Below are 22,381 nucleotides of genomic sequence, written 5' to 3'. Positions count from 1 at the left end.
ACTTTTGAGCACGAAGTCAATCTAGAAGCACATTCGACATCGAATCTTATAATCACCCTTGAAGTCCTACATTTATCATAACCGATATTTTACCAACACAAAAGACGTGCCCAAGCCCCTCCTCCTCATCACACAGGATAAAGATAAGGATAGGCTTGAAGCACGCCCTGCAAGCAAATAATTTGCGTTTAAACGACTTCCTTCCGGACCCCTCCGCCCGAGAACTGGCTGTTGTACAGATCGGCGTAGAACCCGTCTTGTTCCAGCAGCTGCTCGTGGTTGCCTTTCTCTATGACACTGCCTCGATCCATGACGAGAATGAGATCGGCATCACGAATCGTGGACAAGCGGTGGGCAATGACGAAGCTCGTTCTGCCGTTCATCAGCTCATTCATTGCCTTCTGGATATATACTTCGGTACGCGTATCTACGCTGCTTGTCGCCTCATCCAGAATCAATATGGCCGGGTCGGCCAAGATGGCGCGGGCAATCGTCAAGAGCTGCTTCTGACCTTGCGATATATTTGACGCTTCTTCATTCAGAACCGTATCGTAGCCGTCTGGAAGCGTGCGGATAAAATGATCGGCATGCGCTGCCTTAGCAGCCCGGACTACATCCTGCTCTGTAGCCCCTGCTCGGCCGTAAGCGATGTTATCACGAATGGTTCCGTTAAATAGCCACGTATCCTGCAGCACCATGCCGAACATGCTGCGCAAGCTGCCGCGCTTCAGGTCAGTGATGTTCACACCGTCAATCGTGATTGCCCCGTCATTAATCTCATAGAAGCGCATGAGCAGGTTGATGAGCGTCGTCTTCCCTGCGCCTGTCGGTCCGACGATAGCGATCGTCTGGCCCTGCTTCACATCGATATTCATGTCTTCAATCAACATCGCATCTTCCTTATAGCCGAACTGAACATGCTCGAAGCGAACATCGCCTTGCGGCTGAGCAATCGTTGCCGCGTTGGCCGCTTCCTGCACCTCCTCTTCCTCGTCGAGCACTTCGAATACCCGTTCCGCAGAAGCGATGGTCGACTGAATCATATTGGCGATGTTGGCCGCTTGGGCAATCGGTTGGGTGAACTGTCTAGCGTATTGAATGAATGCCTGGATATCCCCGATTTCAATCGTTCTCTTCGTGACAAGAACGCCGCCGACAACACAAATTAACACATAGCCAATGTTGCCAATGAAGGACATGAGCGGCATTATCATACCGGAAATGAATTGAGAGCGCCAGCTGGAATCATACAGCTTATCGTTAATTTTATTGAATTCATCTAGCGATTTGTCTTCGCGGCCGAATGCTTTAACGATTTTGTGTCCGGTGTACATTTCTTCGACATGTCCGTTCAAATGTCCGAGCGAAGTCTGCTGACTTTTAAAATGCTTCTGCGAACGCTTAGCAATCATTATCGTGACCACGAAGCTGAGCGGAAGCGTCAGGATGCAGATGAGCGTCATTAACGGACTAATCGTCAGCATCATCACAATAACCCCGATAATCGTAATTACCGATGTAATGAGCTGCGTCAAGCTCTGCTGCAGCGTGCTGCTTATATTATCGACGTCATTCGTCACCCGGCTCAAAATTTCACCATGAGTGCGCGAGTCAAAATATTTCAGCGGCAAGCGCGACAGCTTAGCATTGACCTGCTTCCGCATGTCGTACACGATGCGCTGCGCTACGCCAGCCATCAAATATTGTTGAATATAGCTGAACATGGCACTTACCAGATACAGTCCGATTAAGACGAGCAGTATTTGCCAGATGTACTCAAAATCGATACCCGTGCCTGTCATCAAACCCTCGAACAGCTTGGTCGTCGCCTTACCCATAATTTTCGGGCTGACAATGGTGAATACGGTACTAAGCACCGCCATAATAAATACGGTAATCAATTGGTATTTGCGAGGCTTTAAATAGCCCATCAGTCTTTTCAATGTGCCCTTGAAATCCTTCGCTTTCTCTGCCGGCATCGACATACCTGGACCCATCGGTCCTCTATGTCCGCCAGGCTTCGGCCCTCTTTGTTGTTCACTCATGCAATCTCCTCCTCTGACAGCTGTGAGGATACGATTTCCCGGTATACGCTGCAGGAATCCATCAGTTGCCTATGCGTGCCGATCCCTGCAATGCGACCTTCATCCAGTACGATGATCCGATCGGCGTCCATGACCGTGCTTACACGCTGTGCTACGAGCAGTACAGTGGATTCAGTCGTCTCTTCTTTCAACGCTGCGCGCAGCTTCGCATCGGTCTTGAAGTCCAGTGCGGAGAAGCTGTCGTCGAACACGTATATTTCCGGTCTCCTTACTAGCGCCCGCGCAATGGACAAGCGCTGCTTCTGCCCGCCTGATACATTCGATCCGCCTTGCGCAATCTCAGAGTCGAAGCCGTCCTGCATGGCAGAAATAAACTCGGTCGCTTGAGCAATATTCGCAGCATGGCGTATTTCTTCGTCTGTCGCGTCTTGCTTGCCGTAGCAAATATTATCGTTAATCGTGCCTGTGAAGAGCACGGCCTTCTGTGGAACGAATCCAATCTTCGAGCGCACGTCTTGCTGCGCCATCTCGCGTACATCTACGCCGTTAACCATAATGCTGCCGCTGTCCACGTCATAGAAGCGCGGAATGAGGCTGAGCAGCGTAGATTTACCTGAGCCGGTGCCGCCAATAATTGCCGTCGTCTCGCCTGGGCTTGCGCTGAAAGAGATATTGGAAATTGCCGGTTGTTCCGCGCCCGGATAGCTGAAGGTTACATCGTTGAACTCGATGTATCCACGCTCGCGATTCGCTTGCTTCACCTGCGCAGCATCCTTGATATCCGACTGCATGTTCAGCACCTCGTTAATCCGGGCGGCCGAAGCGGAAGCACGCGGAATCATAACAAAGATGATTGAAACCATAATGAGTGAGAACATGATTTGCATAGCGTATTGAATGAACGCCATCAAGCTCCCTACCTGCATATGTCCATTGTCGATGCGAATGCTGCCGAACCAAATAATCGCAATGGTAGAGAAGTTCATCGCCAACATCATGAGCGGCATGAGCGAAGCCATGATGCGGTTGACCTTCACCGCCGTGTTGGTCAAGTCCTGGTTGGCCTCATTAAAGCGTTCCTTCTCGTGATCGATGCGATTAAAGGAGCGGATAACCCGGATGCCGGTAAGACCTTCGCGCAGCACCAGATTCAATTTGTCCAGCTTCACCTGCATCGCCTTGAACAGTGGAATTCCTTTGCTTGCCACCGCGAAGATAGCCAGGGCAAGCAGCGGTATGGCAACCGCCAGCACAAGCGTCAGCTTCGCATCCTTGGATACGGCCATAATGATACCGCCGATACACATCATCGGTGCGCTGACCATCATGCGCAGTATCATAATCAACACTTGCTGCAGCTGTGTAATGTCATTGGTCGTCCGCGTAATAAGCGAAGCCGTCCCAATCTTGTCAAACTCCTGCAACGAGAAGTTCTCCACATGGGCGAACACCTTGCCGCGAAGCAGTCTGCCGAATCCCGCGGCTACCTTGGATGACAAATAGCTCGCTCCGATCGAGCAGATCATGCCCCCAGCTGCAACGAGCAGCATAAAGCCCCCGATTCTCAAAATATAGGGCGTATCCCCTTGCACAATCCCCGTATCCACAATATCCGACATCAGTGTCGGCAAGTATAAATCGGACAGTGACTGCACAAAAACAAGCGCAAGCACAAATCCGATCGGAATGCGGTACGGTCGTAAAAATCGAAACAATTTCATCATGCTTCATCATCTCCGCTCGACTCGATATCCTCTAAACATACGGGATTTTCCTTGTAATACGTAAATACTTTGAACAACAAATCCGCGAGGAGATTGCTCTCCTCTTCTCCCAAATACGAAATTAGTCCATTAAAAGACAAGTTAAATACCGCCTCTGCCTTCGCGGTCACCTTCTCCCCCTTGTCGGTCAGCTTGATGCGAACCGCACGGCGATCGGAAGGGTCGATCGTGCGTTCCACCAATCCCTTGGTCTCCAGGCCTTTTATAAGCTGCGTAATCGTCGGCGAGGTTACGTGCAGCAGACTGCTGATTTCCGACACCATCATGCCGGGCGTGTTCGGCTTCATTTTCTTTTTAATACAGAACATCACCGTCATCTCACTCGGCTTATGGCCTTCTATCGTACGACGATTCCACTCCGCCTTGTTGAATTGCATAAAAGCCTGCAGCAATTTATGCGCAGTTGTGTTATCCGTCATCTCAATTACCACCTTGAACATTAGTTAGTATACCTATTAATTAGGTATCCAATTTATTTAGTAACCTAATTATATTTCCGTATAAAATCAATGTCAAACGCATTCCGCCGCCTATTTTTTCCTGTTGAGTTGACGTAAATATGGCAGGCTTATACAATGTAGAGAATTCAACCGAATATACCGTTCTTCGTATAACATTGGAAATATGGTCCAGCCGTCTCTACCAAACTACCGTAAATAGTTTGACTACGAGGAAGAGAGCGCTTGTGCGCGGAATTTCATATCCGCAACGACAGGCGTGTTCTTGTTCCTTGCCGTCAAACTCTAGTTGCTGAACTAGAGTTTTTTTGTTGTACTCGCATCGATCTGGAACAGGTAAATGGTAAACCAAAGCTATCATCCTATAACGAGCAAAGGAATGAGAATAGAATGAATGGGAGCAAGCAGCATTGGAAGAAACGAATTTCTGCCGCTGGCAGAACAGAACCTGCCGAGCTTGTCATTACGAATGGACGAATTATCGATGTATTCAATCTGGAAATTATCGAAGGGGATGTCGCGATTGTGGACGGCGTCATTGTCGGCATCGGCGGCAGTTATGAAGGCGTCCGGGTCATCGATGCAGAGCAGCGCTACATCTCCCCATCTTTCATCGATACTCATGTTCATATTGAATCCGCTATGGTTACGCCGGCAGAGTTCGCTCGCGTCGTACTCCCTCACGGCGTCACGACCGTCATTGCCGATCCTCATGAGATCGCGAATGTGGCGGGCACGGACGGAATTCAATATATGCTCGATGCCTCTGACAATCTGCCGCTTGACGTATATGTCATGCTGCCATCTTGCGTCCCGGCTACTCCGTTCGAGCATGCCGGCGCGAAGCTAGACGCAGCCAGCTTAGAGCCGTTCTACTCCCATCCCCGCGTATTGGGATTGGCCGAAGTGATGGACTATCCTTCCGTGCGCCGCGGCGATGACGGAATGCTTGATAAATTGTTGTCCTCGCACCAACATGGCGGGATGATTGACGGTCATGGCGCGGGACTCGATGAAGAGGCCATCAATGTGTACCGTGCGGTCGGGGTTCGCAACGACCACGAGTGCGTTACGGCCGAGGAAGCCAAGGTTCGGCTGCAGCGAGGCATGTACGTTATGATTCGCGAAGGCTCCGTCGCCAAGGATGTCGAAGCGCTCATCCCTGTGGTTACCGCGAGCAATGCCCGCCGCTGTGTATTCTGCACCGATGACAAGCATTTGGACGAGCTGCTGCAGGAAGGCAGCGTCGATCATAACGCGCGTCTGGCTATACGCTGCGGGCTTAATCCGCTACAGGCCATACAGATGGCTTCCCTTAATGCGGCAGAGTGCTTCGGACTCCATGCTACAGGGGCGATCGCTCCCGGATATGAGGCCGACTTGCTGCTGCTCGACGACCTGGAGCATCTCTCGATTGCCCAGGTGTATAAAGCAGGCATTCTGGTCGGCGCGAACGGTCAATACACCGGGCCGCAGTTGCAGGCCGCCGAGATTCCGTCCCGGCTGCTGAAGACGGTCCACCTGCCCGAGATAACGGAACGGGAATTGCAGATACAGCTGCATGAAGATCGCCGCTGCCATATTATCGGCATCAATCCGAATAGCCTCATTACGACGCATCTCATTGAGGAAGTCGATACGGTGGACGGATGTTTCCACCCATCCGTGGATAGAGACCAACTGAAGATCGCCGTGTTGGAACGGCATCACCATACCGGATACATAGGGCTCGGCATCGTCAAAGGCTTCGGCATCCAATCTGGTGCAATCGCTTCTACCGTGGCCCATGATTCCCATAATCTTGTCGTGGCGGGAAGCAATGATCAGGATATGCTTACCGCCGTTCAGGCGCTGCGCCATATGGAGGGCGGATTGGCCGTTGCGAGCGGGGGCATCGTGCTCGCGGCCATCGAGCTGCCCTTGGCCGGATTAATGTCCACCGGCAATTATGTCGAGGCGCTTTACCATATGAAACAACTAAATCAAGCATTATCCCAGATCGGCGCTTCAAGCGAGTTCAATCCGTTTGTCACGTTGTCCTTCCTGTGTCTGCCCGTTATACCCGAGCTGAAGCTGACGGATATGGGATTATTCGATTTCTCTACCTTTGCGCATATTCCGGTGTCGGCAGAGAGCACCCGCACCCCTGATTACGTGTCGGGCTGAGTCTGTTCCTCCGAAGCTGAAGTTGCAGCCGCCTTCGCCGCGCCTTTGCCGCGAATGGCGGCCACAGCCAGCAGCAGTGCCGGCAGCACCAGTCCTAACGTAATGGCATGCAGCGCCCAGGTCGTATACATTTCGAACCAAAAGGACGTATTCGGAGAAATCAAGATCGAGTAAACGATGAGAATAATCCCCAGTGGGATGGTGAGAAATCGGTACTCTTTCAGGCTCAAGCTCTGGGCGAAACCGATAACCGAAATATAGTACAACAGCGTCAGTTTGAAATAAATCGTGAAAAACCAAATGATGGCCATCAGCCCTTCAATACGTTCCAAGAAATTGCCGATGCTTATCTTTTTTGCAAGCGCATAGCTCGGATATATTAAGCGGGCGGTCGTATCTGGGCCCATTACCAGCACGGACATCATTGTAATAATGAACAATACCGCACCCCCAATTACAATTCCCCAGAACAAGGCGCGTCCTACCCTATCTGGGCGATTGACATGCGGAAAAATCATCAAAAATACTGCAGTCTCCATAAACGGGAAGGCGGTGAACGGGACTCCCGCTCCGATGACCGGCTTCATGCCGCCTTCAAGCACCGGCAAAATGTTCTCCCACTTAATTTGCGGAGAAATGAAGATGACAAAGCATACAAATAGCAGAATGAACCAGGGAAAGATAATTTCCGCTGCCCGCATAATCGGTTCCAATCCCAGTCTCACTCCGATGATGACCACGATCAGAAATATAATATGAATGGCTTGAATCGGAGTATCGGGCATAATTTGCGTCGTCATGAAATCCCCGATATTTCTCAATGAAAAGGCAGCCATGGTAAATGGAAAGGCAGCCAAAAAGAAAAGAGACACCGCCTTTCCGAGCCACATGCCGAGGATATCTTCCATAAATTGAGCCAGCGTCTTGCCGGGATACTTATTGCCCAGTGCAATATATAAGGGCAACACCGCCAACCCCGTCGCTATCGACAAAAGTGCCGAGATCCAAGCATCTTGGCTCGCATAAGTCGCAAGATATGACGGAATGATTAAGATGGAGCTTCCGACCATAAATAAGGCGACGATGATTGTCAATTGACGCGTGCTGATTTTTCCTTTGTCCAGCATATATGCTTCCCTCCTTCCTCCACAAACCGCTAGAAGCCGCTATTTTAGCACACTGGTATACCAATCGCTCAAGGGCTTATAGACCGCATGAACCAAGCGCATCGGGTTCGGAAGTTCCACATTCATCAGCATGGCGATGCTCAAAATCGTTCCCGACAAGAGGAGAAAGTAAAATACCCGCAGCTCTTTTGTCAACTGTCTCTTCTTCAGGTATGGGGCCTCCAGCTTCAGAATCGCCGCAGCAACCGCTATCATTGCCAAGCTTGACCACATGTCCGGTTACTCCTTTAATTGATTGAAAAACGGGCTGCTGACTGTCCCCATATGTCTGATTTTCACATCCACCTTGATGTGTACGGGCAAATCGACGAACTGGCGTCTCCAATCATTCTTGATCGTGTTCCAATAACGTGGATTGCTTCGGTGAATCGCTTCCCCGAACCCGAATATATCCGCTTCTAAAGACTTCGCTTTTTTGATTGCTTGCTCCGCATTTTGTTGAATGATCTTCTCGAATTCCTGTTCCAGTCTGTTGATCGTTTTTTCTTTCGTCAGGTCCAGCTTGCATTCAACTTCGCCGATATTGGCCTCAGTGCGGATCTCAACCTCTGCTTCCGGTTTGCCGTTTCTGACCTTTCCTTTCATTTTCGATTTGGAGTGAATCACTTCAATTCCCACCCTTCCCCCCTCGGGGCAAGGCGCATTAATAATCGTGCTTTTCAACGTGTCCGTAATGTTGCTGTATCCCTTACTTTCTCTTTCATTTAGCCAGCCAACCAGCTTGTCCTCCTGAAATACGCCAATTCCTGAATATTTTAAAAATGCAGGCGAATCGATCATTTGCACATTCTTCCTCTTGGTGCCCTCTTCCGGATCCCCTAGAATGGTAATCCCCGTCAATACCGCCTCTTTCCCGTCGCTTACAAGATCCTTAATCAGCTCATCCAGCTTCATGGCTGCGGTCGGTCCCCAAGATTTATCCGACACGTCGAGTGAATTATGCATCTTGCTGGCCGGTATTTTCTCTAATGGGGTGTAGAACGACAATATTTCTTTCGCAGTCAAATCTTTGGCTACGGCAATGTAGAAGTCGGTGCGCAGCTCGTGATCCCGCGACAAGAAATCCAACCCTTCCCTGATTCCTTCTCTGGCTAGTTCGTCCCCGATAATGAACATCCGAAGCTGGGAAAAATAAACCTTTCTCGGAGTGACCGTCGTCATTCTCCGAATGGCCTCGAACACCGTCTTTCCTTTTGCATGGTACATGGTGACCGGAGAACGCTGACTGCCCGGCCTCTTGGTGGCCACTTCGCCCGGATCCACCACCTGGACCGACACCTCATATTGCTCCCCCGACCGATCGATGCCGAATCCCACCGCAATCGCAAGATCGTTCAATTCACGACGGCTCCAGCATCCGGCGATGAATACCAACAGAACACATATTAACAAGGCTGCCTTGCGCTTCACGGCCCCAACTCCTTTTCTGCCGATGACTCTGAAGTGCTTCATTCTCTTGATTTGGGCTTCTGATTTTCAGGAATTTGCTTGCGAATCAAGTTCTTCTTGCCGATAAGACGCGGACGCGAAAGTAAAGCCCACTGCGGCAGCCGGAATATCGCATCCTTCTGATCCGTCGGAATTAACGGCGCAAATGGACTCATATAGGGAACACCAAACGAACGCAAGCTGCTCAAATGAAGCACAATCGCGATAAGCCCGATGATGATGCCGAACAACCCAAAGGAAGCGGCCAGAATCATGAGCGGAAATCGCAGCATTCGAATCGAGTTAGACATGCTGTAAGAAGGGAACACAAAGCTGCATATGGCCGTTGTCGAGACGACGATAACCATCGCTGCCGAAATAATTCCCGCCTCTACAGCCGCTTGTCCGATAACGAGCGTACCGACAATAGATACCGCCGGTCCAATCATTCGCGGCATGCGAAGACCGGCTTCCCGCAAGATCTCGAAGGTTACCTCCATCATGACCGCCTCGATAAAGGCGGGAAACGGAACACCTTCCCGTTGCGCCGCCAGACTAATCAACAGCTGCGTCGGCAGCATTTCCTGGTGGAACGTCGTGATCGCGACGTACAAGGACGGACCGAGCAAAGCGATAAAGATGCCGATGTAGCGCAAAATACGGACAAGGCTGCTGATATCAGCGCGAAAATAATAATCCTCCGCTGAATGGAGGAAGCTGACGAACAAGGCTGGAACGACAAGAACGAATGGAGTGCCGTCTACCAGAATGGCTACCTTTCCCTCCAGCAGTTCCGCGGCAATCACGTCCGGACGTTCCGAGTTGTAAATGGTGGGGAATGGTGTGTACGTCTCATCTTGAATGAATTCTTCGATATATCCGCTCTCCAGAATGCCGTCCGTATCGATTCGGTCCAGACGCGCATGAACCTCCTTGACAACCTTGTCGTCGACGATACCCTTGATGTACATGACGGCGACGTTCGTCTTCGTTACCTGCCCGATTTGCTTCGTTTCCAACCAGAGATTCGGACTCTTGATTTTGCGCCGCAGCAAGGCAGTGTTCGTACGCAGCGTTTCCGAGAAGGCTTCGCGCGGTCCGCGTACAACGGATTCACTCGACGGTTCACTCACTCCGCGGTCTTTCCATCCTTGAGTGCCGACAGCGAGCCCCGTCGCATAACCGTCCAGCAAAATAAATGTGTCTCCCGACAATATCGAATTGAACAACGACTCAAAATCTGCGACTTCTTTGATTTCACCTACCGTGATCACATAATCTTTCAAAATTTGAACGATATTCGGTGCTGAAATTGCCGTTTCACTCATATCCAGCTGCTTTACGTCCAGCATTAACGTCTCCATAATGAAGTCGATAACAACTTTACTGTCCGCCAAGCCATCTGTATAAATAACCGCGATTTTTTGTTCACCGGTCTTGCCGATGGGCACTTCCCTTATAATGATGTCGGTGCTATTCCCGACTGTCTCTTGAATATGCTGCAAATTTGCTTGCAGGCTGGTCTGTAGCGGATGTGTTGTGGCCTCAAGCGCCTGATCCGGGGCAAGCGCTGCCTCATCGAAGTTGATTTCCATTGCTTCTCCCTTATTTAAAAAGCATTTTTGGATACATTATTTCCTTGCGGCGTCATAGATAAACTTAGGTGCCCTTCGTTCAGACAGAAGGTGCTTCGCTCCATCCGCCCTTTTGCTTCATTCTCCCCTTCCATCAGGAGGCAGCAAATCTGATAACGACTCTGGACCCCGTTAGGCTAACTGCCGTCATAATCGGCCGCTTCAAATCATGGTGAACGAAATCTGCCTTATCCTCGGTATTATCCTTTCCAACTGTATGGGAGAGTTGTAAACAACGTGAAACAACCAAGAGAGCGGCTTGCTGCTGTTCTGAATAGAGGGGAGAGTGAGGCAAAGAATCGAACGGGCATACCTTCTTCAGGAAGATAGAAGACATCTTCCACCCCGAATTGTACAAAAAAAGAACCGATAGCATATTGCTACCGGTTCACAACTGTTATTTGAGTTGATCAATCAGTTTCTCGGCCAGACGTTTATAGATGTTAGCATGATGAGTCAGGGCAAGAACCGTCAGCAGCATTCGTTCCTGCTCATTATCCACACGCTCCAGCGCCGCAATCTGTTCGTTCATCTGCATTTCAATTTGTCTGGACTGCTCTCCTTTATGTTCCAAGAAATCACGGTACACCTGCCACAAGTCGACACCGTCTTGATGAAGCGTGCTTTGGAAGAGGGTCTTAATATCTCCGATAGAGAGCGATTGCTTCAAATGATAAATAAGAACCATCTGAATGATGTGCTCGGGCGAATACTTTTTGTTTTGAGCCGGCTGCAAAATCTTATCCTTCGTATAATTGTTAATCATCGTCTTGGTCAACAGCTTGTCATCAGCGTTCCGTTTCGTCTGCTCCAACGTGTTCTCGAATAACGTAATGACCTGGTCCATATATAAATCAAGCTTCGGAATGTCGGATACTTCAATCTCCGGTGTATTCACGAGTTCCCGTAATAAGTCTTGAATAGGTTCGTTCATCATTATCTCCTCTTATTTGATCCCGTTTACGCGATCTCCGTCTCTGTTTCCCATCATCATACTACGAACTAATATATTCAAACAACATTGCGCGTGTATAATATTTGATATTTACACATCTATATTTCATGATATAATACAGTTATTACTTTACGTGGTTTTGAATACTACATACCGATATGTTCATATTAATAGATGTATCATTTAATTGGAGGGGAGATGGAAGCATGCAATTTAAGGAGCACTACAACGTTGTCTTATATGGAGACTCGATTGCCAAAGGGATTGTGTATGATGATGAGAAGGGAAAGTACTCGATGTCTGGCAACAGCTTTGCCCAAATCGTGCAGCATCGTCTCAAAGGAATGCTGCACAATGCCGGAAGGTTCGGCTGTCTGATTACAAAAGGGGCGGAGAAGCTGCAGCATGATGTGCTGAACAAGCGGCCCGACATCGTACTGCTGGAATTCGGAGGAAACGATTGTGACTTCGATTGGGGTCAAATCGCGCAGCATCCGTCCGAACAACACGAGCCTCGCACGAACTTGGATCGGTACACGAACACGTTGCGAAGCATGATTGCCACCTTGAAAGACAACGGCATTGTTCCTGTGCTCATGTCTCTCCCACCGCTTGATGCGGATAAATATTTCCGCTGGATAAGCAACAATAACGAATCTTCCGCGGCCAACATTCTTTCTTGGCTGGGCAGCGTCAGCCGCATCTATTGGTGGCATGAGCGCTATAACGCCGCCATCATTCAAGTGGCGGAGGAAATGAACACGAAGTGGATTGATGTAAGGGGAGCCTTTCTACAGGCATACGATTTCCGCAAATTCATTTGTTCCGACGGCATTCATCCGAACGAGCTGGGCCACCGTTTGATCGCCGACAAAATTACCGATTATATGAAAGCCCACTACCGCTGTCTGCTCAAATCCGTGTAACCTCCAGCCTGATGGACCAAGTGAAGCAAAAATAAATAAAAAGCGGAGGCGCCCAGGGCGTCTCCGTTTGCATTTTCACCGTATGCTATTGAACGATCGTGGCATTGCATGCTACAATAAAGAGTGGCAGCGAAGCTCGCGAAAGATATTATTTTATCCCAATATTATATTATCACAAAAGGGCTCGCTTGTCAAACCTTTCTCTAAAATCGTATGCAAAGGAGCGGTACCATGAGTACGACGAAGCAAACTTGGCGTGAAGAACAACAGCGGGTCGATCGGATTGTCGGCAAAATTCACAAGCGAATGGCTGTCCTTGAGCAGCAGGTCGGCGACATCAACAAGGATATTGTGGACTTCCGTAAAACTTTCTGGGACGATGTGACCGTGAATCTAGACGAACCGGATGATGCGGTGGAGACCTATGCGAGCATGAAGCAGCAGGCAGAAGTACTGTCTGAGCGGGAACGCATTCATCGTCATGCCCGCAACCAACTGACCACGCTGCAGCGGCTTCAGGACACGCCCTATTTCGGGCGCATCGACTTCACGGAAGATGGAGACAAGAATGGAGAATGCGTCTACCTCGGCATCGGCTCCTTCCTCAATGAGAGCGGCGATCAATTTCTCATCTACGATTGGCGCGCCCCGGTGTCGAGCCTGTATTACGATTACCCGCCTGGACCAGCTCACTACGAGACGCCAGGGGGCACCATTTCGGGCACGATGGATCTGAAGCGCCAGTTCATCATTCGGGAAGCCTGTATCCGCAGCCTGTTCGATACAGGCGTAACTATCGGCGACGAGCTGTTGAAGGAAGCGCTCAGCAAACAGGCAGATGCACAAATGAAGAGCATCGTCGCCACCATTCAGAAGGAGCAGAACCGAATCATCCGCAATGAACGCAGCAGATTGCTCGTCGTTCAGGGCGCGGCAGGCAGCGGCAAGACGTCCGCCGCCTTGCAGCGGGTCGCCTACTTGCTCTATCGCTACCGGGACACGCTGCGGGCAGAGCATATCGTTCTATTCTCCCCCAACCCGATGTTCAACAGCTACGTCTCCACCGTACTGCCCGAACTCGGAGAAGAGAACATGCAGCAGACGACGTTCCAGGAATATTTGGAGCATCGGCTTGGCCAGACCTATCAACTCGAAGATCCGTCTGCGCAGATCGAATATGTGCTTACTGCGAGAAATGATGCCGACTATGGAGCACGTATCGAAGGAATTCGCTATAAAGCTTCCAGTGACTTTATGGAGGTTGTTGATCAGTATCTCACGTATCTGCTGCAGGAAAGCATGCAATTCACAGATGTAACGTTCCGCGATGAAGTGCTGATTACTGGAGAATGCATTAAGACGCGCTTCTACGCCATCGATGGCTCCTTGCCGATTCCGAACCGAATCGGACTGCTGGCCGAGTGGCTCCTTGATGAGTTGAAGAATCTGGCTCGTCGTGAACGCAGTAAACCGTGGGTAGAAGAGGAAATGGAGCTGCTTGATAAAGAAGATTACTTGCGTGCTTTCCAGAAGCTGCAGCGGAACAAGCGCTATACTGAGGAATCGTTCGACGATTTCAGCCGCGAGCAGGAGCTGCTGGCCGCCATGATCGTGAAGGAGCAATTCCATCCGTTGCTGAAGCAGGTGAAGCGGCTGAAGTTCATTGACATTCCCGCTATTTACAAGCAGCTATTTGCGGATCCGGAATTCGCCATCTCATTCGCTCCCAACGGCGCGCTGCCGCAGCAGTGGACATCCATCTGTATGCAGACAGCCAGTAAGCTGGAACGTTCGGAGCTGGCGCATGAAGATGCAACGCCTTATTTATACTTGCAAGAGCGGATTGAAGGCTTCCGGACCAATACATCCGTCCGGCACGTATTCATCGATGAAGCGCAGGACTACTCCCCGTTCCAGTTCGCCTTCCTGAAGCGGATGTTCCCGCGCAGCAAGATGACTGCGCTTGGCGACTTGAATCAGGCGATATATGCCCATAGCACCGCCGGATCCGGTCTCGCACCGCTCGCTTCGTTGTTCGGGGCCGATGAGACCGAGATGTTCGTGCTGACGCGCAGCTATCGCTCTACGAGGCCGATCGTCGAATTTACACGCCGGTTGCTCGATACGGGAGAAGCGATAGAGCCATTCAACCGTGATGGCAGCATACCATCAGTAACAAAAGTCGCCGATATGTCGGAGCTAATCGACAGGATTGCACATCGTATCCACGCGCTGCAGGAGGGCGGACATCGCACGATTGCGGTCATTTGCAAGACAGCCGAGGAGAGCCGCCAAGCGTATGAGACGCTGCAAGAGTTTACGCCGCTGCGCCTGATCGGGAAAGAAACGACCTCCTTCGAATCCGGGACGCTCGTCATTCCTTCCTATCTCGCCAAGGGTGTCGAGTTCGATGCAGTCGTCATTTACAACGGTTCCCATGCACAGTACGGAGAAGAGGATGAACGCAAGCTGTTCTACACCGCCTGCACCCGGGCCATGCATGAGCTGCACATCTATTCCGTCGGAGAGTTGAGTCCCTTTATTACCGATCCTGATACGTATGCTCTTGAGTCCTGAAGCTTTCTCTAATGAAAGACAACCTTGGTCCGGAGATGCGCCGGCTGAGGTTGTCTTTTTCCTTCATGAAATCGAACAAGACATACTCCCATTCTGTTGAGGATGGCTATGATAATCAACATAGCGCGATATATATTCTGGAAATGTCAGCATCTCGCTGCCAAGTGTATATTTTCGGTCTCCCGGCCTCACAAAGCGCAAATCGAGGTGTTTGATGACACTTGGGTATATCGGGTGTATCAAATCAATAAAATCAACATCATGAAGAACGTGAGCGACCTCTTGGCCTGAGATGCCCAACCGCTCCAAGATGTTCATCGCCAAGTATCGGATGATGTGGTATCTGGGGTGACATACCGTGCAGAACAAATGGCTTTCCCGGTAATGGCGCTCGATGAAATCGGTAAGCGGGATGTCGATGCCGACTTCTCTGGTTCGCAGATCCGCCATGAAGTTCGCATACATCTGCTTTAAATCCTGAGAAGAGTAGAATTGTTCGTCTGACAATAGAGTAACGATTCGTTCTTTGCTCACTCCGCCCTGCAGTAATTGAATCACATTCTGATCTCCGTATCCGAACAACGGTTCTTTGTTGTCCGGGGTGAACTGAGGATAATAAGGCATGAAGTAAGCATTGCCAATGCTGATGCGCTTGCATCGTTCGGGAAGCCTGCTTAAAAGATACTCGGTGGACAAGTAGGGGCCGAATGCACTGCTCGTTCTCTGATAGATGAACACATCGCACTGATTCAACAAGTGATCGCCTACACCGATTGCCTGATTGCATGCTTGGATTGGAGGAACATCAACCAGCTGGTACGATTGCTGAAATGTTCTGGAGGACGCCAAATATCTGCGAATAGGAAATCCATGGCAGTTCCCAAATACAATACAGTTTTTCATTTTGCTACCTCTCCCATGACATGCCTGCAAGGGCAGAATGATAAATGAGCTCTCATTGCGGTTCAGTCCTTTCGGCAAACATGCCGAGATAGTCTTGCACCGGATTGAGAGGATAGTGACCGAAGGGTAGAAGATAGGTCTCCTGTCCCAAGACGCCTCCCCACTTCATTTCGTAGTAACGAAAATACAAAGGGAACGTAACTTGATGAATATGAGTGAGAAGCGGATCTGATTTTACCGTCGACGCCCCGTCGTTATGGTGTGTGACGCCAAGGACGGTATACATGGTTTCATATCCTGCCAATCCCACTCTCCGGTACCTTAACGTAAAAGATACCAAGGATGTATTTCATGCGTTCCATCCCCTCCTCTATTCCAGAACATGGCGCTCCCCCTCTGGTGAATTCTCTACATTTAATGCAGAGCAGATGCCGCTTGTCAGGGACAAAATGCACCTTCCGTCGAAAATACCATCGCACCCCTTGCTTCCGCTAGATGAGGCATAACAATGAATGCTTGATCAGGCGGCAAGCGCCTTTTTACGATTACACGGACAATCCCCGAGTCTCTTTCCTATTCCGGTACATAGAATAATTCAGATTGTCTCTTCATGCGGTAATTCTATTAATGGGGGAATGATGAATGGCTATTGAGGATGAACATGTCCTACAGCAGAGCCAGCCTAAATTCAATGCTGGGCAGGACGAGGAAATGGAGGGGCTCAGCGCCGTCGGCAATCAAACGGATCGTACGAACATAACGGTGCATCCGGACCCGAATGTCAATCAGAATGCACTGTACGGGATTGTTGCAGATACTTCAACCAACCTGCCTATCAATAATGCAACGGTCGAGCTGTTCCGGGTGCAAGGCTGCGAATCGCTCAGTGAAGGGCTTGTCGTGACCAATGCCGAAGGGCAGTATTTATTTGCTGATTTACCAATTGGACAATATTATATCGTAGCAACGAAATCCGACTTTTTGCCAAACCAGAGCGATCAGATCCATCTAGCTGCACAGGAGTATGCCTCTGTAAACATCCACCTGAACGTCGATGAGAACGTAAATACTGGAACCGTCAGCGGGATGATAAAGGATAAGGCAAGCGGTGCACCGATTGCCGATGCGATTGTCGCTTTATATGAACTGACTGGTTCTATCGAAACGCTAACGTTAATTACGAGAACGAATGCGGCCGGATTATATATGTTCGGAAATCTTCCGCAAGGACAATATAAAGTAAAGGCAACCGTTCACGCGGTGTCGGAGTGATTCCTATGACAATACGAGACCTTTACACACTGACGGCAAGTGCGCCTTTTTCATTAGAGTCAAGAGAAACAGAGGATATAAGTCTCCTGCTGACGAAAGTGCCGCCCAGCTTAAACACCCTCCTATACGGAAAAGTAGTCAAAGCAGCTGGCGGAGAGCCTATCGAAGGAGCCACTATTAAAGTATTCAGTTCGGATCTGGAACCGCTCTATCACACATTGACCGATGCAGAGGGAAATTATTCATTCGTAAACGTCATTCCCCCCGGAACATACAAGGTTGCGGCCGTTGCGGAAAACTATTTACTCTCTGAAGTCAAAAGTTTCTCGATTCGAAAAAGAGTGCCTCTCACAGATAACTTTAAACTTGCATTCAATCCTTTGGCCTTTTATGGAATTATATATGGGAAAATAGTCGCTCAAGAAACAGGGGTGCCATTGTCTTATTGTACGATTGTACTATCACATCCCGATGAGACAGCTTATGCCGAAACGATAACCAATGAGAACGGAGAATACTTGTTCTACCATATACCGCCCGGCCATTATGACATCATTGCGAAGGCAACAGGACACCTCGATTCTGACACGTTCTCTGTCGAGCTTCATCCGAATGATCGGATCCAAGTCAATATGGGTCTTCGAACGGCAGCGATGGCCGAAACCGGGGCTATCAGCGGAGTTATTCAAATCAATAATTCGCCTGCATCCAGTATCCCCGTCTTCTTATACCGGAAACAAGGGGAAGGCGAGGAAATCGTTCAAGTGCAAATGACCCAAGAAGATGGCCTGTATCTGTTCGGCGCAGTGGAGCGCGGAGAATATGTAGTGCGGGCAAAGCTGCAGGAAGGCGGCGTATATATCGAGGTTCTGTCGGTTACCTAAACCAACAAGTAGAACGGCTGAAATTGAATTCGCGTCATCCGTTCTACTTGTTCTTACATACGAGAAATGAGCACTTCATTGACAGGTCGTCTTGGACTCGGCAGCGCCTCCATCTTCGGGTAACCCATCCGGAATTGTATAACACTGTCCCAGCCGGGCTCGCCTATCATATCACGCAGCTTATCTCCGAAATAAGGAGTCAGGTTCAAGGACAACTCCCGGTTCAATCCATAGAGAGATTGAAGGACGTCTTGCGGAATCGGCCTATGTTGATCATAGGGCCCCCGGTTCATGTGGCGATGGGGAATGGCTTGATACAGCTCGAAATGAACAGGCTCCGCAGGTACGCGATGTGGGCGATATGAGCGGCGTCATGTCGTTGCACCATTAGTTTACTTTGTCAGTTTCGATTGCATTCTTTCCATTTCTCTTCTGCCTTACTTCCGCCCCCATCATAACTGATTCGAATAGTTCCATTTCCCCAATTACGAATATTAATATTAAAAATACCCGTATCAATCGTGTTTCTAGTTATAATTTTGAAAATATTGATTTATTATTGCTCTAAAAAAGAAATGTATAGACAAAAACACGAATATTAATTATTATGTTAATCGTGTAAATCACAACGACATACTAGAATCCGCTCAAGGGGTGTGCTTATGAAAAAAGTAGTAATGCTATTATCCATGTTGATGATGATATGTATCGGATTGCCAAGTTACGGAGCGGCAGCGGCCAGCAGCGATGACCAGCCAATCGCCGTTCAAGGCGCTATGGATGTAGAAGTATCGGCGCTGCTCAAGCAAATGGGAAGCTATCGAACGGAAACCTACGGCTCTTATACCTATTATATTGGCTTCATCGACAGTGTTCCTGTCGTCGTATCGAGAACCGAAGTCGGCATGGTCAATGCCGCCGCATCGACAACGCTGCTTATCGAGAAATATCATCCGAAAGCGATTGTTAATCAAGGCACGGCGGGCGGACACGATCCGAACCTGCACGTCTTCGATACCGTCGTAGGCACGAAAGTGATGAATATCGGAAACTATCGAACCGAACGCCTTGCCGACGGTCAAGGAATTAAGCCGGAAACGTGGATTTTTCAGGAGACCTCGATACGCGAGCATGACCAAGAAACGTCCTATGAGACCTTCTCTAGTGATCCCGAGCTCGTCAAGGCCGCTCTAAGCGCCGCTCCTTCGTACAAGCATGGCAAAGTGACAGAAGGCTTTATCGGCAGCGCCGATGTGTGGAACCGGGAAGTCGACCGGATTCAGTGGTTCCATGATAAGCTCGGCACGAGCGCAGAAGAGATGGAAGCAGCAGCGGTAGCTCAAGTGGCGCAGGCGTTCCACGTTCCATACTTATCGCTCCGAACGATCTCGAACTCAGAAGTGTCGGGAGATACGATTGAAGATTTGACAACAGCAGGTCAATACGGGGCGGAATTCGCCGTTGAAGTCGTCAAAGCTATCGATCAACAAATTCAATTCACTTCGCTGCCGTCGATCTATGTGAAGCAAGTCAAGCTGCGGGACCAACAGGCCGTATGGAACAGCAACGGCGAATGGTTAGTGCCAGTACGCAGCGTAACGGAATTTATGGGTGGTCAAGTGAAGTGGGACGATGCGAAGCAGCAATTCATCATTCAACTGAATGATGCAGAAGCTATCGTATCCCTTGCAGATGGCACGGTTGCCTTAGACGGCAAGCCGTATTCCCATACGGTGCTGAAGCAAGACGGAAGCGTCTGGGTCGATGCAGATCTGTTTCATACCGCGTTAGGCTTAAGCGTCGATGTATTAGGCTCCGAGGTATATATTCAATAGGTTATTAATTGGTAATTACGCCATCCCTCTTACCCGGTCGTGACGGAGTGCCGCGGTCGACATCGGCTGCGTTCCGGTGATAGTATAAATACGTGTTCGGGAAACTTAGGCACGCAGCGACATACCGCCCGGAACAATGATGATCCGGCTGTACGAGGAGGAAATCATAATGGCAAACCGTTCAAAAGGATTGACGCTCGTCTATACGGGTGATGGGAAAGGGAAGACGACAGCCGCAATCGGCCTGTGCGTCCGGGCCGTTGGCCGAGGCTTTAAAGTGCTCATTCTTCAATTCATTAAAAGTCCGCAGCGCACATATGGAGAGCAGATTGCCCTCGAGAAGCTCGGAGTGGAGGTCAGACAGCTCGGCATCGGATTTACTTGGACCAAGACCCCGGAGGAACACCGGGAAGCTTTCGCGAAAGCTTGGGCGGAGGCGAAACGGGAAATCACGTCAGGAAGCTACGATATGATCATCTTAGACGAATTGAACAATGCGCTGGCGATTACCAGCTTTCCGATCGATGATGTGCTGCCGTTGGCTGAGATCACCGATGTGATTCAGCAGCGTCCAGAGAAGCTGCATGTCGTCATCACCGGACGTTCGGCCTTGCCAGAAATTAATGATATCGCCGATCTGGTTACGGAAATGCAGCCAGTGAAGCATTATTATGAGGAAGGCATTCCAGCGGTGCTCGGTCTGGAGTTCTAATACAAACGCCCGGATTGCTCTTACAGCAGTCCGGGCGTCTGTATATTTTAATCTTTTAATCCAACACTTTGTCTTTCGTCTCCGGCACGAACAGCAGCATGGTGAGCAGTCCAATCGGGTAGATGATGAATACAAGCGACATCGCTCCCATAATATTGCCGCCGACCGCCAACGCGCCGATAATGGTCGGTCCAAAGCCCGCCAAGCCGCGCCCTGTACCGAAAATGAAGTTCTCTGCCGTGGAACGGGCCTCCGACGGGTAATTCTCCGCCAGAATCGCGCCGAAGCCACCCATCATTCCGTTAGCGAAAAATCCGAGCAGCGCACTTCCCCACAGCAAGGCGGATTCACTCTGAAGGACAAAGAAATAAATAAGGCAAGATACCGTACCGCCTATATAATAGATGGTAAATGTTTTGCGGCGGCCGATCTTGTCCGCCAAAATGCCGAAGATGGCGATACCAACCAGCATCCCTACCGTAGAAATGAGCATCCACCCACTTGCTTTTGCCAGAGAATAACCGTATTTCTGCGATAAAATCGTTGGCATCCATGTAAATATCCCATAATATCCGAAATTCTGAATGAAGGACATAATGATAAGACCGAGGGTCGTCATCGTAATCTTCTTGTTGGCAAACAATTTTTTCAACGGGAATTTCCGGACCTGATTCAGCTGCTGTTGTTCCTCAGCGGTTATCGTACCTGCCGCTTCCTTCTGCTGCAGTTTCCGCTTCATCTCCTGCTTCCGTTCCCACAGCTTCGGTTCAGAAATGCTCTTTCGTACGAACACGGCCAGCAATGCTGGTATGAGACCGAACAGGAATACGGCTCTCCAGCCGAATTGCGGCACGACGAGCGCTGGGATGATGGAAGCGCCAAGCACCCCCAGCTGCCACCCGAGAGCGACACAAGATGTTGCTTTTGCACGCATTTTTTTCGACCAGGTTTCGGTAACGATGGCCATCCCCACTCCGAACTCACCTCCGACACCCATGCCGACCAGAAAGCGCAGGCCGAGAAGCTGCCAGTAACTATCCGCAAAATAAATGAGCGCCGTGGCGACGGAAAACAGCAAAATGGTCACCGTCATCACGCGAATCCGGCCGAATAAATCAGCCAAAAAACCGAACAGATATGAACCGACCATCATTCCGATAGTCGTCGCCAATGTCAAATTGCCGGCTTGCACCGGGCTTAGTGAAAAATCGCGAATAATAAACACAAGCACGAAGGACAGGAGCAGCATGTCCAATCCTTCTGCGGCGTAACCTAGGACAGAGCCGATGAGCGCCTTATAACGCTGCCCCTTGCTTTCTGTCGGCTCCGACGCTTGCCGTTGTTGCGTTACAGCATTCCCCATGATGTACCCAGCTCCTGATGTTCGTTTTTTGCACAAAACTACAAACATTTAATCATAAAGGGAATTAAATTACAATTTATAGTTTCATCCAATTTATATAATCATATGTATTCCATTACAGACACTTCCAGTTCCTTGCTGTATGTATGCGTTTCACCCAACACTTTTGAAGAAAATGATACTTGTATGGGTTGAAATGGATGATTCACACCTTTATAATGATAATGATAATCCTTATCAACTATTTGTTAT

At 49.6% G+C, this 22,381-nt stretch carries 19 protein-coding genes and 1 riboswitch; of the genes, 7 read left to right on the top strand and 12 right to left on the bottom strand.

Annotated elements, in window-relative coordinates; all coding sequences use genetic code 11:
• Positions 1–188: 188 nt before the first annotated feature.
• Genes LQV63_RS13395 through LQV63_RS13385 form a run of 3 tightly spaced genes read right to left on the bottom strand, consistent with a single transcriptional unit; the run spans position 189 to position 4,248 of the window.
• Entirely contained in the window at positions 189–2,045 is a 1,857-nt protein-coding gene (locus LQV63_RS13395) for an ABC transporter ATP-binding protein (RefSeq protein ID WP_325175882.1), read from the bottom strand.
• Positions 2,042–3,769 carry an ABC transporter ATP-binding protein gene (locus LQV63_RS13390; RefSeq protein ID WP_233697084.1) on the bottom strand — a complete coding sequence of 576 codons (1,728 nt, stop codon included), beginning with the start codon at positions 3,767–3,769 and terminating at the stop codon, positions 2,042–2,044. The genes LQV63_RS13395 and LQV63_RS13390 overlap by 4 nt, the downstream gene beginning before the upstream one ends.
• Entirely contained in the window at positions 3,766–4,248 is a 483-nt protein-coding gene (locus tag LQV63_RS13385; RefSeq protein WP_019421251.1) for a MarR family winged helix-turn-helix transcriptional regulator, read from the bottom strand. Before LQV63_RS13385 ends, LQV63_RS13390 begins: the two co-directional genes overlap by 4 nt.
• A gap of 167 nt (positions 4,249–4,415) precedes the next feature.
• Positions 4,416–4,517: riboswitch (purine riboswitch) on the top strand.
• A 160-nt stretch (positions 4,518–4,677) separates the two neighbouring features.
• Between LQV63_RS13385 and ade the strand changes: the two genes are divergently transcribed.
• Positions 4,678–6,453, top strand: a complete 1,776-nt coding sequence (gene ade / locus LQV63_RS13380) for an adenine deaminase (protein WP_233697083.1) — start codon at positions 4,678–4,680, stop codon at positions 6,451–6,453.
• Here ade and LQV63_RS13375 read toward each other — a convergent pair.
• The 5 genes from LQV63_RS13375 to LQV63_RS13355 form a co-directional block, all read right to left on the bottom strand.
• A complete protein-coding gene (locus LQV63_RS13375) occupies positions 6,438–7,580 on the bottom strand; it encodes a GerAB/ArcD/ProY family transporter (RefSeq protein ID WP_233697082.1) in 1,143 nt (380 codons plus the stop codon). The genes ade and LQV63_RS13375 overlap by 16 nt on opposite strands.
• Positions 7,581–7,619: 39 nt before the next feature.
• Positions 7,620–7,853: a hypothetical protein gene (locus tag LQV63_RS13370; protein ID WP_019421254.1), complete on the bottom strand. Its 234-nt coding sequence runs from the start codon at positions 7,851–7,853 to the stop codon at positions 7,620–7,622.
• Between the two features lie 6 nt (positions 7,854–7,859).
• Positions 7,860–9,050 (bottom strand): Ger(x)C family spore germination protein, encoded by a 1,191-nt coding sequence (locus LQV63_RS13365; RefSeq protein ID WP_019421255.1) that lies wholly within the window; start codon positions 9,048–9,050, stop codon positions 7,860–7,862.
• A gap of 38 nt (positions 9,051–9,088) precedes the next feature.
• The gene (locus LQV63_RS13360; protein ID WP_233697081.1) at positions 9,089–10,663 is read right to left on the bottom strand and encodes a spore germination protein; all 1,575 of its coding nucleotides are present in this window, start codon (positions 10,661–10,663) and stop codon (positions 9,089–9,091) included.
• 436 nt (positions 10,664–11,099) lie between these two features.
• The gene (locus tag LQV63_RS13355) at positions 11,100–11,639 is read right to left on the bottom strand and encodes a DUF1836 domain-containing protein (protein ID WP_157259539.1); all 540 of its coding nucleotides are present in this window, start codon (positions 11,637–11,639) and stop codon (positions 11,100–11,102) included.
• Between the two features lie 224 nt (positions 11,640–11,863).
• Here LQV63_RS13355 and LQV63_RS13350 point away from each other — a divergent pair, with 224 nt between their 5' ends.
• Positions 11,864–12,583 carry an SGNH/GDSL hydrolase family protein gene (locus tag LQV63_RS13350; protein ID WP_019421258.1) on the top strand — a complete coding sequence of 240 codons (720 nt, stop codon included), beginning with the start codon at positions 11,864–11,866 and terminating at the stop codon, positions 12,581–12,583.
• 231 nt (positions 12,584–12,814) lie between these two features.
• Positions 12,815–15,160: an RNA polymerase recycling motor HelD gene (gene helD, locus LQV63_RS13345; RefSeq protein ID WP_233697080.1), complete on the top strand. Its 2,346-nt coding sequence runs from the start codon at positions 12,815–12,817 to the stop codon at positions 15,158–15,160.
• 63 nt (positions 15,161–15,223) lie between these two features.
• Here helD and LQV63_RS13340 read toward each other — a convergent pair whose 3' ends face one another.
• A complete protein-coding gene (locus LQV63_RS13340; protein WP_233697079.1) occupies positions 15,224–16,063 on the bottom strand; it encodes a WcbI family polysaccharide biosynthesis putative acetyltransferase in 840 nt (279 codons plus the stop codon).
• A 52-nt stretch (positions 16,064–16,115) separates the two neighbouring features.
• Positions 16,116–16,367, bottom strand: coding sequence for a hypothetical protein (locus LQV63_RS13335; protein ID WP_233697078.1), 252 nt, complete (start codon positions 16,365–16,367; stop codon positions 16,116–16,118).
• A gap of 338 nt (positions 16,368–16,705) precedes the next feature.
• Here LQV63_RS13335 and LQV63_RS13330 point away from each other — a divergent pair, with 338 nt between their 5' ends.
• Both LQV63_RS13330 and LQV63_RS13325 read left to right on the top strand, forming a co-directional pair.
• Positions 16,706–17,335 carry an MSCRAMM family protein gene (locus LQV63_RS13330; RefSeq protein ID WP_233697077.1) on the top strand — a complete coding sequence of 210 codons (630 nt, stop codon included), beginning with the start codon at positions 16,706–16,708 and terminating at the stop codon, positions 17,333–17,335.
• A 5-nt stretch (positions 17,336–17,340) separates the two neighbouring features.
• Complete coding sequence (locus LQV63_RS13325; protein ID WP_233697076.1) at positions 17,341–18,219, top strand: MSCRAMM family protein; 879 nt, start codon at positions 17,341–17,343, stop codon at positions 18,217–18,219.
• Between the two features lie 53 nt (positions 18,220–18,272).
• On the opposite strand, the gene LQV63_RS13320 is transcribed toward LQV63_RS13325, so the two are convergent.
• Positions 18,273–18,428 (bottom strand): hypothetical protein, encoded by a 156-nt coding sequence (locus LQV63_RS13320; protein WP_157259540.1) that lies wholly within the window; start codon positions 18,426–18,428, stop codon positions 18,273–18,275.
• Positions 18,429–18,881: 453 nt separating this feature from the next.
• Between LQV63_RS13320 and LQV63_RS13315 the strand changes: the two genes are divergently transcribed.
• The gene (locus LQV63_RS13315; RefSeq protein ID WP_233697075.1) at positions 18,882–20,054 is read left to right on the top strand and encodes a phosphorylase family protein; all 1,173 of its coding nucleotides are present in this window, start codon (positions 18,882–18,884) and stop codon (positions 20,052–20,054) included.
• 169 nt (positions 20,055–20,223) lie between these two features.
• On the top strand, positions 20,224–20,766 hold the full coding sequence (cobO, locus tag LQV63_RS13310; protein WP_019421265.1) for a cob(I)yrinic acid a,c-diamide adenosyltransferase: 543 nt from the start codon (positions 20,224–20,226) through the stop codon (positions 20,764–20,766).
• Between the two features lie 55 nt (positions 20,767–20,821).
• Here cobO and LQV63_RS13305 read toward each other — a convergent pair whose 3' ends face one another.
• The gene (locus LQV63_RS13305) at positions 20,822–22,129 is read right to left on the bottom strand and encodes an MFS transporter (RefSeq protein ID WP_019421266.1); all 1,308 of its coding nucleotides are present in this window, start codon (positions 22,127–22,129) and stop codon (positions 20,822–20,824) included.
• Positions 22,130–22,381: the final 252 nt, after the last annotated feature.

It is taken from the genome of Paenibacillus profundus (assembly GCF_021369635.1).
Taxonomy (GTDB): Bacteria; Bacillota; Bacilli; order Paenibacillales; family Paenibacillaceae; genus Paenibacillus_B; species Paenibacillus_B profundus.
This window is presented reverse-complemented; position numbering and strand designations above follow the sequence as displayed.